Source organism: Deltaproteobacteria bacterium (genome assembly GCA_016219225.1).
Taxonomy (GTDB): domain Bacteria; phylum Desulfobacterota; class RBG-13-43-22; order RBG-13-43-22; family RBG-13-43-22; genus RBG-13-43-22.
The window spans coordinates 1-12,827 of the sequence record JACRBX010000237.1 but is presented as its reverse complement, the minus strand read 5'-3'; the positions used below and the strand labels follow the sequence as shown (position 1 = coordinate 12,827).

Genomic DNA, 12,827 nt, shown 5'->3' with positions numbered 1-12,827 from the left:
GGGAAAATGACATGTTGACTTTGAAAGATGTAAACTGCTTTTTTGGCAAAAGCCATGTTCTGCATAACACCACCCTGGAGATCCGGGAAAAGGAGCTGGTGGGCCTGGTCGGCAGAAACGGGGTAGGGAAATCCACGACCTTGAAGGCCATCATGGGGCTGGTTCCCGCCAAAAGCGGGTCCATTCAACTCGATGGGCTAACCCTTTCCGAACAGCCGGCTTATCAGGTTCCCCGTCAGGGAGTGGCCTATGTGCCCCAGGGGCGCCATCTGTTCCCAAAATTAACCGTTATGGAAAATCTCCGGATCCCGGTGGTTCAGGGGACCCCGGACCAGGCAAAATTAGAGGAGATCTTCGACTATTTCCCCCGACTGAAGGAGCGGCTCAAGCAAAAAGCCGGAACCCTTTCTGGAGGGGAACAACAGATGCTGGCCGTGGGCCGGGCCTTGATCACCAAACCCAAATTAATCCTCCTGGATGAACCGACCGAAGGATTAATGCCCTTATTGGTCCGCTTGATCAGCCAGACCGTGGAGGCCATTAACCAAAGGGGTACGACCATCCTCCTGGTGGAGCAGAATCTGAAGACCCTGAAAGACATCTGCCAGCGGATCTATATCATGGAAAAAGGGGCCATTGTTTATGAAGGGACCCCGGCCCAATTGGAGGCCGCTGAGGGGATTGAGGAACGGTACTTGAGTGTCAAGGTTTAGGAGGAAGATAGCTTTCAGGGATCGGGGATCAGGGGTCAGGGGTCGAACAGAGATTATTTTCATGATTCGTGATGCCCCCAAGTGCCTAAGGGGGTTTAGTTCGAAAAATGCGAATATCGAACACCGAATTTCGAATTATGAATTATGAATTATGAAGTTTTATTCCCCTTCCTTCGATATTCATTATTCATTATTCGATATTCGATATTCGATATTTTTATCCTTCGTGGCACCCCCCGGGGGTATAAAAGTCTAATAGGCTGTCTGATCGTTCTTTGCATAAGTGTTCCCCCGGTCCTGGCCGGCCCCGATACTTTGGAGAAGAATCCCTTATCCATCAAATGGGATTCTGTGACCGGTGCTCCCCTGACGATTCGGGGGGGGAAAAAGCCCCTGCTGAAAATAGACAACGTTTCCCGCTTGAGTCGGGAGCGGATCACCGCGATAGGGCCTTTACTGGTCAAAAAATATGCCTCTCTGCTTAAAATAGGGCCGGACCAACTCAGGCTGAAAGGGGCGGAACGTATCTCAGGGACCTGGTATGTGAGCTATTGGCAGACTTTCAAGGGCCTGATCATTTATGAATCCTCTCTGGGATTTTCGATAGACCCCCAAGGCCGGGTGGTCTCCTTAGGGGCTATACTTTATCCAAAGGTCCAGGTGCCGGAAAAAAACTTGATCGGCCGCGAAAGGGCTTTGAAAACGGCCCAGGCCCGGATTGCCGATTTTAAAAAATATGAATACCGGCTTCTGGCTGAGAGCACGGTCATATACCCGGAAAGGACCGCCGGAGGGGTGACTTATTACCGGGTCTATGCCTTCAATTTTTTCCCTAAGAAGGCCCTCCATCCGGCCTCGGTTGTAGGGGGATGGGCTGTTTTTGTAGATACCCAGACCGGAAAGCCTGTATTAGAACAGACTTTATTTAAGCCCATGGGGTGCTGTGTTCCTGAAAACTGGACACCACCCAAGGCCGAAGATGTTTATAAAGGGATTTTGGGGAATTAAAATTCTGCACCCCGGTCGTCTCGGGGGTTTATGCCTGGTTCTGTTATTATTCGGGTTTTCGGGCTGCGGCGAAAACAAGGGGAAAACCTCCTGGCCGAAGTCCGGGGACAAGGCCCTGGATTTTGTCGCTCAGGATTTGAAAGGTCAAACCTGGACCCTGGATCGGGTCAAGGGGAAAGTGATTCTGCTCAGGTTCTGGACCGACCAATGCCCTTACTGCCGATATGAAATGCCGGTCATTGAAAAATATTACCGCCGGCTCCGGCCGGCGGGGTTCGAGGTCTTGGCTGTTAACGTCAAGCAAAGTCCTCAGGTGGCCGAAGCCTTCATGGCCCAGATGGATATCACCTTTCCGGTGCTCTTGGATCCATCCGGGAAGATGGCCGAACACTATAAGGTTTATGCGGTGCCGACCAATTTCCTGATCGATCGTAAGGGGGTCCTGCAAAATAAATTGATCGGGGAAGCCTTTCAAGAAGAAAATAATTTAATAAAATTTCTCCGGAATCAATTCCCGGACCAAATGCTTCAATAGGAGGGTTCACCATGAACTTAAAAGAACGTTTTTTAAACCGATTACAGGGCAAGGAAGTCGATGTCACCCCCGTAGGCTGTACCACCACCTACGGGGTGGTTGATTTTATGACGAAATGCGGCTACGAACGGCCCCTGGCCGATACCGATCCTCTGGCCATGACCGAGCTGGCCATGGCCGGACACACCTATGGGGGCTTCGAATGGGTCAAAGCCATGGGCTGGGACATCGTGGCCTTGAGCGAGGCCTTGGGCTGTGAGTTGGGAACCCCAAAAATCGACAGACAGTTTTACATCAATAAATTCCCCTATGCCGACGGCGTGGAGAATCTTGAGTTTCCCTCCGACTTCCTCTCCCGGGGCCGCTTCCCGGCTTTTAAGGAACACATAAAACTCCTTAAAGAACGGGTGGGAGATCAGATGGCCATCTTCGGTGAAACGGAAGGGGCCTTTACCTGCGCCGCCAACCTGGTCGGTCCCGAGCAATTCATCAAGTGGGCCATAAAAAAACCCGACCTGCTGACAAAAACCCTGGAGGTCACCAAGCAGGCGGCCATCGCCGCAGCCAACTTCGCCTTTGACAACGGGGTAGATTTTTTCGTTTTTGCCGAACCGACTTCCGGACCGGCCCTGTTGAATCCGCGGCTTTATGAGAAATTGGTCATGCCCGTGGAAAAAGAGATCGTCAGCCAGATCAAAGGTCCGGTGGTCCTGCACATCTGCGCCGATACCGATCCGATTATTGAGTTCATGTGCCAGAGCGGGGCTGCCGGGCTCAGTATTGAAGAAAAGGCGGACTTAAAACGGGCCGTGGAAATCGCCCACAAATACGGGGTCAAGATTTTCGGTAATGTGGCTACGGCCACCACCCTGTTCAGCGGTACGCCGGAGGAGGTGTATAAGGAATCGATCAAGACCCTGGAAAACGGCACGGATTTCCTTTGCCCGGGTTGCGGCATCGCCCCTCGCTCTCCGCTGGAGAACATTGTTCAAATAAAAAAGGCCAGGGACGACTATTTTAAATAGTCTACGTCATCAACCGAGGTGCGCTTGATGTTAAACCCCCAGGGGCGTCACGGGGCTTGAAAATGATTTTCTTTTAAATTCCGAAATCCGAAATCTGAAATCCAAAATTGGATATTATTTATTGAAGGAGGAACAGGCATGGCTTCAGAAGAAAAAACCCAGGAGATCTTGATAGGTCTTCAGGAGGCGGTAATTGAATTTGACGAGGATAAGACCAGAGAGTTGGCCCAGGCCGCCATTGATGAAGGGGTGGACCCTTTTCGGGCCACCATGGAAGGTCTGGCCGAAGGCATGATCCGGGTCGGAGACCTTTATAATAAAAAAGAATACTTTGTTTCAGAGCTGCTTTTGTGCGCCGACGCCCTTTACGCCGGACTGGAACTGCTCAAACCGGCCATTATCGCCTCGGGAAGAACGAGCGAGGCCAAGGGCTCCATTGTGCTGGGTGTGGTGGAAGGCGATGTCCACGATATCGGTAAAAACTTGATCAAGATGATGTTCGATGTGGCCGGCTGGAACGTCTACGATCTCGGAAAGGATGTCCCTTTGGAAAAATTCGTCGAAGAACAGCTTCGGACCGATTCGGACATCGTCGGTCTTTCGGCCTTGATGACCACCAGTATGATCAGCATGCCGGAAATTGTCAAGAAGCTGAAAGAGAAAAATCCCAAGGTCCGGGTTATGTTGGGCGGGGCCCCGATAACGGCTGAAACTGTGGAAAAATACGGAGCCGACGGGTTCGCTAAAGATGCGGGGACGGCCGTAGATGAAGCCATCAAATTGATCAAAATGTTGAGGACCGAGGAACAGGCCAAATAGGAAGGAGCAGTCTTTATGGCGAGTGGTGAAAATGAAAAATGCCTGGTCATTTTTCAGCCCTCCGGATGTCGAGGGTATGTCGAGAGAGGAAAGACCCTTAAACAGGCCTCCGTGGCCCTGGGCGTGGATATCGAGGGGGTCTGCGGAGAACAGGCTATTTGCGGGACCTGCAAGGTCCGGATTGAAGAAGGGGAATTTGAAAAATACGGGGTCCGTTCCGGCCGGGAGAGCCTCTCGGCCATGGGACCCTCGGAGAGAAAATTCTTTAATTTACGTCAGGTGGATGAAGGCTATCGCCTGGCCTGTCAGGCCCAGATCCTGGCCGACGTGGTTATTTTCGTCCCGGAAGAAAGCCGGATGGGTAAGCAGGTGGTCCGCAAGGCCCCTACTACGCGGCCTATTGCCGTCAACCCGGCGGTGAAAAAATATTCCATAGAGTTGATCAAGGCCACCCTGGAGGATAATGTCGGAGACTGGGAACGGTTGACCGCGGCCCTGGAGGCCCAATACGGACTCAAGGGCCTGACCATAGATTATGAAGTCCTCATGTTTTTGCAGGACCTGGTCCGTCAAGGGGAGTGGAAGATTACCGTTTCAATCTGGCACGGTAAGGAGGTCATCCGGGTAGAGCCGGGGTTTAATGAAAAAGGTTACGGCCTGGCGGTCGATGTGGGTACCTCCACGGTGGCCGGTTATTTATGTGACCTGAGCGACGGTACCGTAGTGGCCACCTCCTCCATGATGAATCCCCAGATCGTCTACGGGGAAGACGTCATGTCCCGGATCAGCTATACCATGACCAATCCGGAAGGCCTGGAGGTCTTAAACCAGGCCATCATCGACGGCCTGAACAATATCGTCGCCGAGGTGGCCGAAAGCGCCGGTATCAAACGCCAGGATATCCTGGATATGTCCCTGGTGGGCAATACCTGCATGCATCATATTTATCTAAACATCAATCCCCGTTATATCGGTCGTTCTCCTTTCCCCCCCAGTTTGCATCATTCCCTGGATGTCAAGGCCCGTGATTTCGGCTTCAAGATCCCCCAGGAAAAAGAGCGGGAAGAGAAAGGAAAGTATGCCCCTTGCCGGGTGGAATGTCCGGCCGGGGTCAATGTGGATGATTTTTTATATCTCATCGCCCAACGCAAATTTAAGGACGCCCTGGAATTGGTCCGCCTGTCTTATCCCTTTTCCGGTGTCTGCGGACGGATCTGCACCCATCCCTGTGAACAGATTTGTGAAAGGGGCAAGGTGGATGAGCCCATCTCCATTCGGGCGGCCCATCGCTTCCTGGCTGATTTTGAACTGTCTTCGGGAAGGGAAAAGGCCACGCCGGTGGAATTGAAAAAAAAGGCCCCCATCGCCGTGGTCGGTTCAGGACCGGCCGGTCTGGCCTGTGCCTATGACCTGATCAATCGGGGCCATCCGGTAACGGTCTTTGAAGCCCAGGCCCGGGCCGGGGGGATGATGCGCTATGGCATTCCAGAATATCGACTGCCCAAGCGTATCTTGGATGATGAAATCCGCACTATTGAAGAATTAGGCGTAGAGATCAAGACCAATACCCCGATAAAAACCCTGAAGGAGGTCTTCGATCAGGATTATACTGCCGTCTTTCTGGCCACCGGGACCTGGAAGAGTCAGAAGTTAAACGTCCCCGGTGAGGACAGCCCGGGGGTCATGGTGGCCCTCGAACTTCTCCGGGAGGTCAATTCAGGGGTCAAAGTCGAATTGAGCGGAAAGGTGGCCGTGGTCGGAGGAGGCAGTGTGGCCGTTGATGCGGCCCGGATGGCTAAACGGTTGGGGGCACAAGAAGTGCATCTGATCTGCCTGGAGTCCGACGACCTGACCTGCAAAGACCGTATGCCGGCCCAGGATCTGGAAATCGAGCAGGCCCGTGAAGAAGGCGTGATCGTTCATCCCTCCCTGGGCGTCGGCGCCATCGTCACCGGCAACGGCCGGGTCAGCGCCGTGGAAACCATAGGCTGCGTATCGGTCTATGACGATCAGGGACGGTTTGCGCCGCAGTTTTCCAAAGAACCGGTCCCCACCATTGCCGTGGAAACCGTCATTGTGGCCATAGGACAAAGGGCCGAAGAAGGCCTCTTTCCGGATTTGGTCCGCACCCCTTCGGGCGTCATTCAGGTGGATGAAAACACCTTTGAGACCAGTGTCCCGGGCGTCTTTGCCGGGGGAGACGGGGCCAGCGGACCGGCCAATGTTATCAAGGCCGTTCGGGCCGGGAAGGAAGCGGCCATTTCCATTGAGCTCTATTTAGCCGGCAAGGATATGAAGGAAGACCGGCCTAAACCGCTTAAAGCCGTAGAAGAAATTCCCAAAGAAGGGGTCAGGAAAGAAGCCCGACAGATGGCTCCCGTATTAGCCCTGGAGAAGCGCCAGGGTTTTGATGAGGTGGAGATGGGCTTTGAAGAATCCCTGGTGATTCCGGAAGCGATGCGCTGCCTTCATTGTGCCGTTTTTGCCCAGAGGGAGGCCTCTGAAGAAAAAGAGGCCCATGGCTGGGGGATCAAGATCGCCCCCGGCGCCTATGTCCATTGCCTGCCTATTGAGGCCGGCTTTGTGGGCGCCGATAATGTGGGCGTACTGATCGCCGAAGCCCCTTATAATCAGGACTCTCTGGAGTTGATTATCGATATCGGCACCAATGGAGAAATCATCCTGGGCAACAAAGACCGCCTGATCTCCGCTTCCTGCGCCACCGGACCGGCCTTTGAGGGGGCCCAACTGCGTTTCGGTATGCGGGCCGCACCGGGGGCCATTGAAAAGATAGAGATCGACAAAGAAACCAAGGAAGTGCGTTTCAAGGTCATCGATGAAACCCGCTGGAATACCGAAATGAAACCGGAGGAGATCAAGGCCAAGGGGATTTGCGGATCGGGGATCATCGACGCCCTGCCCCAGCTCTTCCTGGCCGGGGTTATCGATAAATCCGGAAAGTTCAATAAAAATTTGGAACATCCCCGCTTACGCTATTCTGTGGATCAATATGAATATGTCATCGCCTGGGCCTATGAGACCTCCATCGGCCAGGATGTGGTCGTCTGTCAGGACGACATTCGGGCCATCCAGCTCGGCAAGGCGGCCATGTATGCCGGTAGCAGGATCCTCATGGAAACCCTGGGTATCGATAAGGTGGACAAGGTCATTTTAGCCGGGGCCTTTGGAAGTTACATCGACAAGCTTTCGGCGGCTGTACTGGGTATGTTCCCGGATTGCGACCCCAAGAATGTCTATTCCGTAGGCAATGCCGCCGGTGACGGGGCCCGGATGGCCCTACTCAATGTGGACAAACGTCTGGAGGCCGATAACTATGCCCGGAAGGTGGAATACATCGAATTGACCCTTTCTCCAAAATTCGAAAAAATGTTTGCCCATTCCATGTGGATTCCGCACATGAAGGACGCCTTCCCCAATCTGCAGGAATTTCTGCCGGCGAAGAAATGAGGGAGCATTTAGGACGAAAAACGGTATAAGGTTCAGGGTACAAGGTCTAAGGTTCGGAGAAACCCAACTTTATGATTTGTGTGCCGTTACGGTTTAAGGTGCACGGCATACGGTCTACGGTTTTCCTTGAACCTTGAACCTTGTACCCCTTGAATCCTTTTCAGTAAATATTGACCCTTGATAATCAACAAAGGAGGAACACGAATATGGGAACCGAAATGAGTTCCAGAGAGAGAGTCCTGAAGGTCTTTAAAAAAGAAAAAGTCGATCGTCTGCCCTTCTTTAGCGGGATGGGGAATATCACGGTCCATGGTCTGAAACCGACCCAATGGAATTTCGCCGAACTGCATCTCGATGCGGAAAAGATGGCCAAGATAGCCGCTTCCACGTCGCAGCTTTTCGGTTTTGAAAGTGCCGTGGTTCCTTTCGATATGGGGGTGGAGGCCGAGGCATTAGGGGCGGGGGTGAATTATTATGCCCATCGGACCGACATCGTTTATCCGACGATTACCAAAAAAGTGGCCGATAAAGTCGATGACTTAAAGATCCAGATACCGGATTTATCCAAGGCCGGGAGAATTCCCCTGGTGGCCAAGGCCATTTCGCTCTTAAAAGAAGAGGTGGGCGATAAAGTGGCCATCGGGGCCTGGGTTCTCGGACCCTATACCCTGGCCGGTCAGTTGACCGATATCGGCGACCTGGCCAAAGCCGCCCTTAAAAAGACCGCCCAGGTGGGTGAGATCCTGATGCAATTGGCCGAGGCCATCATTCAAATCGCCCGGATCTACCGGCAGGCAGGGGCCGATTATATCACCATCCGGGAGATGGGCGCCGGACCGGATATTATCAGCCCCCGGATATTTGCCAAATTGATTCAGCCTCCCTTGACCAAAATCTTTTCCGCCCTGGAATCGCCCAAAGTCCTGCACATCTGCGGCAGCACCGACATGATTGTCGAACAGATGGCCGCCTGCGGAGCCGACGCCCTGAGCGTGGATCAGAAAAACACCCTGGCTGAAACCCGGGAAAAAATCGGGTCCGACATGCTCCTGTTCGGCAACTTCGACCCTTACGGGACCCTGGTGACGATGAATGCCTCCGAGGTGGATCCCGTAATCAAGAATTGTTTTGAGGCCGGTATCAACGCCCTCTGGCCGGGGTGCGATCTCTGGCCGGATATAAAAAAAGAAAACCTCGAGGCCGTAATGGCCGCGGCCCTGAAGTACGGGCAAAGATAGAAAAGAGGTTCAAGGCATAAGGCGCAAGGCACAGGGTTTAGGACTTTGCTTTTTATGGATGTACGGTCTGTTGTTTCCCTTGAGTTTTAAAACCTTGCGCCCTGAGCCTTGCGCCTTGCGCCCTTTCGACTTTTATGGAAAATAAACCCGTCTTTTTCGGTTGTCCCCTTGACGTAGATGAACGCGATGAGTCTATCGAAGAAAAACGGGCTTCCATGGCGCCCGATGGCCAAGATGACGGCTGGGATGATCCTTATGTCCGGATCATGGAAGTCCTTGGTCAAGAGATCTCCTCCGAGCTCTATGAGGCCCGGGGCTCCCTGCCTGTCCCCGGATGGCTCCGCCCTATTCCGCCGCCGACAGAAAGAGAAAAAGTTACTCTCGAGCAGTTCGTTCAATTCATCGACGGCAATGGTTGTCTGGAATATGCGGACCAGGTAGGCGTTTTTGTCGGCCAGGAGATCCTGCCCCAGATCCCCTGCCTCCTGGCCGTCGATCATTCTCTGAGCGGAGGGGTTTTTAAAAAGCTGGCGGAAACGTACGGCCCGGATAACCTCTCCTGGATTGTCCTGGACAGCCACACCGATGCCCTGCCGGTTTCTGTGATGACCGGGGCCGTCCGATACGACCTGGAGACCAACCCCGATTCCCTCCATGATCCTAATGATCCCTATTTGGTCAACCGCCCCGATTCATACAACGCCAGCTCTTTTCTTGATCATCTCCTATCCGAAGGAATCGTTCTGCCGCACAACCTATATGTTCTTGGAATCGGCGACTACCCGCCCAAACAGGCCTTCCGTATCAAGGATCCCCGGATTGAAAAATTCGTCGGCTATTTTTTAAAATTAAAAAAACAGGGCGTCACCCTGCTGACCAAAAATGATCTCCTGATCAGTCCTTCGAAGGTCAAAAGCGTTTTAAAACAAATCCGCACCCCCTGGGTTTATATCTCCATCGATCTGGACATCGGGGCCCGCAACGCCCTCGAAGGGGTTCGCTTTTTGGATCGTCAGGGGTTGAACGGGCCGCAATTGCTGCGCGTGATCGGTTATCTGCGGGATGTATTAAAGCGCGGGATCGGATTGGCCGGTTTTGACCTGTGCGAGATCAACCCCCGCACCGCCGGTCGCCAACTTCCTACCGGGCAGGACCAAACCTATTGCATCGCCGTCGATATCATTAAAAAGCTGGCCTGGTCCTTATAGGTCGATAAGACCTTTCAGCCCTTACCCCAATTCAAAAGTCGTTACCCCGAATACTTTACTCAAGGGGATTTCCGGCTCTTTTCCGGTGTACATCCTGGCGGTTGAGAAGACTTTTTGCATACCGTATTTCCCGGCCAGGACCAGGGCCGCCGGGTTCCTTTCCGGAATATCCAGGTAGACAACCTCCTTTTCTTCGGCCCGGGAAGAAAGGTCCAAAAAGATCGCTTCCGCCGTGCCTGGGTCCTCCGCAAAAAGGGGGCCGATTTTATAGCCCCGGCGACATTTTCGGATCAGCCCGTATCCCTGCAGTTCTCCCTTTTCAACAACCCCTACTCCATGGGCCTCCGGCATGCGGAGCCAGGCGCGGAGAAAGGCTGTTCTTTCGGCAGGAAAACATTGGCGATCATATTCCTGAATTTTGTGGAATGGAATTTCCTGAATCGCCCTCAGTTCCGCCCTATCCGGAGAAACCGTTTTTACGGACAGGGACTCAAAGCGGCTATTGCCGTAGGCCAATCTGAAACCGGATTTCTTATAATTTTCCTGCTGTTCCAAAACACCATCCAAACCCACATTTTGGTTGTCCAGCCGATTCATGGCCGCATCCCATAACCGGATACCGTACCCTTTGCCGCGATATTCCGGCGCCACGATATAGAAGCCGATGAACCCGAAAACATGATGGTAGGAAACCGCGGAAATACAACCTATGGGCGTAGAATTGATGGTGCCGATCAGGAAGCCTTGAGGATCGGTCTGATAAAAACAATCGGCGTCATGCAGCCCCGGGTTCCAGCCCTCCCGGGCCGCCCACTCCATGGCTAAATCGATTTCTTCCCGGTTCATGGTCTTTATAACGAAATCACTGCTCATTTTCGGCATATATTCACTTTATTTTTGATTATTGCCTCTCTGCATGGTCTGAAAACTTATCTGTGTCTTCATTAACCTTTGATCTCCTGTAGGGTGGGTGGAATGCAGTGCAACCCACCAATATAAAAATAAGGCAAAGTCTTATTTCAGATCCATGGCGCGTAGACGCTGGCCTTCGATTCTGGCAATCTCGCTCATGAGCACATAGCCCAGTCGGGGTTGCTTCTTCATGAGAACGTGCCTTCGACAACTCCAATGCCTTTGCTTTGTCTGCTGCAAAGGAATGGCCAGCAAAATTCCCGAGCACCACAGCAACAACCACAACGGCCAAAAACAAACGTGCAGTCAATCCAGTAACCATAGGTTCATCTCCCATAATCTCCATTCGATCACGACGCATATGCCCTCAATAAAGAAGGTTAAGATACGCATCAAAAGAATCGCCAAGGCGTGGCGCCGCAAAATGGCCCCGTTTCGCCGTATCCGATCTGTCGGGCTAACCCCTCAGAAAATTTAAATAATATGAAGCTTACCTTAATGGAGAAATACTAAAAGTCAGGGGAAAAATCAAATTTAAAATTCGGATTGCATTTTTGTAGTGTTTGGAAGAAAATATGTCGTGGAAGAAAACATTTTTAAGGAGAACAGGCGATGCTGATCATTCAGGTCAAGGCCCATATCAAACCCGAATTTATCGAGGCTTTTGCCGAAGCAACCGGGGAAAATGCCCGCCAGAGTGTTTTAGAGCCGGGGATCGCCCGTTTTGATGTCATCCAGCAGATCGATGACCCCGCCCGATTTCTTTTGGTGGAGGTCTACCGGACGGAAGAAGATCCAGGCCGGCATAAAGAGACGGCCCATTATAAAAAATGGCGAGACAGGGTTGAGCAAATGATGACCGAACCCCGGACCAGTCTGAAATACAAGAATATCTTCCCGGATGAACAGGGTTGGGGGTAACGTTGGTCTTTGAGTTCGCCACAGCCGGTCGAATCATTTTCGGTCCCGGGACCCTGAAGCAGATCGGTCCGCTGGCCGGTGAAACAGGAAGACGGGCCTTTGTGGTTTTAGGACAAAATTTTTCGAGGGTTGAACCCCTGCTGGCCTTATTGGACCGGGAAAGGATCAAAACCGTTACCTTCCAGGTCCCCGGGGAACCAACCATCGACCGCATTCAGCAGGGGGCCGTCCTGGCCAGGGAATCTGAATCGGATCTGGTCATCGGATTCGGCGGTGGAAGCGTTGTCGATGCCGGGAAGGCCATAGCCGCTCTGGCGACCAACAAAGAAAAAATCGAAGACTATCTGGAAGTAATAGGACAATCCCGGCCCCTGACCTCCCCTCCCCTCCCGTATTTTGCCGTCCCGACGACAGCCGGCACTGGGGCCGAAGTGACCCGAAATGCCGTATTGGCTTCTCCGAAGCATAAGGTCAAAGTCAGTTTGCGCAGTCCCCTGATGCTGCACAAAGTGGCCGTCATCGACCCCACCTTGACCTACTCTCTTCCTCCTCAGGTTACGGCCGCCACCGGCCTGGATGCCCTGACCCAACTCATCGAACCCCTGGTATCCCTTAAAGCCAATCCGATGACCGACACCCTGTGCCGAGAAGGTGTCTCCCTCGTAGCCAACTCCTTACGAAAGGCCTACGAAGAAGGAACTAACGCCGCCGCCCGTCAGGATATGGCCCTGGCCAGTCTTTTCGGGGGACTGGCCCTGGCCAATGCCGGCTTGGGGGCGGTCCATGGATTGGCTGCACCCATTGGCGGGATGTTCCCGGCCCCTCACGGATTGGTTTGTGCCAAATTGTTGCCTTTGGTTATGGCGGCCAATATTCGGGCCTTACAGGAGCGCTCCCCTGACAGCCCGGCCTTGAAAACCTATGGCCAGATCGCCTTTCTTTTAACCCGAAAAGAAGGGGCCAAGGCCCTGGAGGGTGTT

General features: G+C 53.0%; 11 protein-coding genes. 10 read left to right on the top strand and 1 reads right to left on the bottom strand.

Annotated elements, in window-relative coordinates; genetic code table 11:
- The first annotated feature begins 11 nt into the window (after positions 1 to 11).
- From HY879_19785 to HY879_19750, 8 genes are all read left to right on the top strand, one after another.
- A complete protein-coding gene (locus HY879_19785) occupies positions 12 to 713 on the top strand; it encodes an ABC transporter ATP-binding protein (GenBank protein ID MBI5605578.1) in 702 nt (233 codons plus the stop codon).
- A 351-nt stretch (positions 714 to 1,064) separates the two neighbouring features.
- The gene (locus HY879_19780) at positions 1,065 to 1,721 is read left to right on the top strand and encodes a hypothetical protein (GenBank protein MBI5605577.1); all 657 of its coding nucleotides are present in this window, start codon (positions 1,065 to 1,067) and stop codon (positions 1,719 to 1,721) included.
- Entirely contained in the window at positions 1,693 to 2,256 is a 564-nt protein-coding gene (locus HY879_19775; GenBank protein MBI5605576.1) for a TlpA family protein disulfide reductase, read from the top strand. The genes HY879_19780 and HY879_19775 overlap by 29 nt, the downstream gene beginning before the upstream one ends.
- A gap of 11 nt (positions 2,257 to 2,267) precedes the next feature.
- The gene (locus HY879_19770; GenBank protein MBI5605575.1) at positions 2,268 to 3,281 is read left to right on the top strand and encodes an MtaA/CmuA family methyltransferase; all 1,014 of its coding nucleotides are present in this window, start codon (positions 2,268 to 2,270) and stop codon (positions 3,279 to 3,281) included.
- A 138-nt stretch (positions 3,282 to 3,419) separates the two neighbouring features.
- Complete coding sequence (locus HY879_19765) at positions 3,420 to 4,100, top strand: corrinoid protein (protein ID MBI5605574.1); 681 nt, start codon at positions 3,420 to 3,422, stop codon at positions 4,098 to 4,100.
- A gap of 15 nt (positions 4,101 to 4,115) precedes the next feature.
- A complete protein-coding gene (locus HY879_19760; protein ID MBI5605573.1) occupies positions 4,116 to 7,568 on the top strand; it encodes a DUF4445 domain-containing protein in 3,453 nt (1,150 codons plus the stop codon).
- A 206-nt stretch (positions 7,569 to 7,774) separates the two neighbouring features.
- Complete coding sequence (locus HY879_19755) at positions 7,775 to 8,806, top strand: methyltransferase (protein ID MBI5605572.1); 1,032 nt, start codon at positions 7,775 to 7,777, stop codon at positions 8,804 to 8,806.
- A gap of 134 nt (positions 8,807 to 8,940) precedes the next feature.
- Positions 8,941 to 10,014, top strand: a complete 1,074-nt coding sequence (locus tag HY879_19750) for an arginase family protein (GenBank protein MBI5605571.1) — start codon at positions 8,941 to 8,943, stop codon at positions 10,012 to 10,014.
- 21 nt (positions 10,015 to 10,035) lie between these two features.
- On the opposite strand, the gene HY879_19745 is transcribed toward HY879_19750, so the two are convergent.
- A complete protein-coding gene (locus HY879_19745) occupies positions 10,036 to 10,887 on the bottom strand; it encodes a GNAT family N-acetyltransferase (GenBank protein MBI5605570.1) in 852 nt (283 codons plus the stop codon).
- 651 nt (positions 10,888 to 11,538) lie between these two features.
- Here HY879_19745 and HY879_19740 point away from each other — a divergent pair.
- Positions 11,539 to 11,847, top strand: a complete 309-nt coding sequence (locus tag HY879_19740; protein ID MBI5605569.1) for an antibiotic biosynthesis monooxygenase — start codon at positions 11,539 to 11,541, stop codon at positions 11,845 to 11,847.
- A gap of 2 nt (positions 11,848 to 11,849) precedes the next feature.
- A partial coding sequence (locus tag HY879_19735) for an iron-containing alcohol dehydrogenase (GenBank protein MBI5605568.1) occupies positions 11,850 to 12,827 on the top strand: 978 nt, incomplete at its 3' end.

Coding starts and splice junctions, on each gene's coding strand:
- HY879_19785 (MBI5605578.1), top strand. CDS start 12: ATGTTGACTTTGAAAGATGTAAACTGCTTTTTTGGCAAAAGCCATGTT.
- HY879_19775 (MBI5605576.1), top strand. CDS start 1,693: ATGTTTATAAAGGGATTTTGGGGAATTAAAATTCTGCACCCCGGTCGT.
- HY879_19770 (MBI5605575.1), top strand. CDS start 2,268: ATGAACTTAAAAGAACGTTTTTTAAACCGATTACAGGGCAAGGAAGTC.
- HY879_19765 (MBI5605574.1), top strand. CDS start 3,420: ATGGCTTCAGAAGAAAAAACCCAGGAGATCTTGATAGGTCTTCAGGAG.
- HY879_19760 (MBI5605573.1), top strand. CDS start 4,116: ATGGCGAGTGGTGAAAATGAAAAATGCCTGGTCATTTTTCAGCCCTCC.
- HY879_19755 (MBI5605572.1), top strand. CDS start 7,775: ATGGGAACCGAAATGAGTTCCAGAGAGAGAGTCCTGAAGGTCTTTAAA.
- HY879_19750 (MBI5605571.1), top strand. CDS start 8,941: ATGGAAAATAAACCCGTCTTTTTCGGTTGTCCCCTTGACGTAGATGAA.
- HY879_19745 (MBI5605570.1), bottom strand. CDS start 10,887: ATGAGCAGTGATTTCGTTATAAAGACCATGAACCGGGAAGAAATCGAT.
- HY879_19740 (MBI5605569.1), top strand. CDS start 11,539: ATGCTGATCATTCAGGTCAAGGCCCATATCAAACCCGAATTTATCGAG.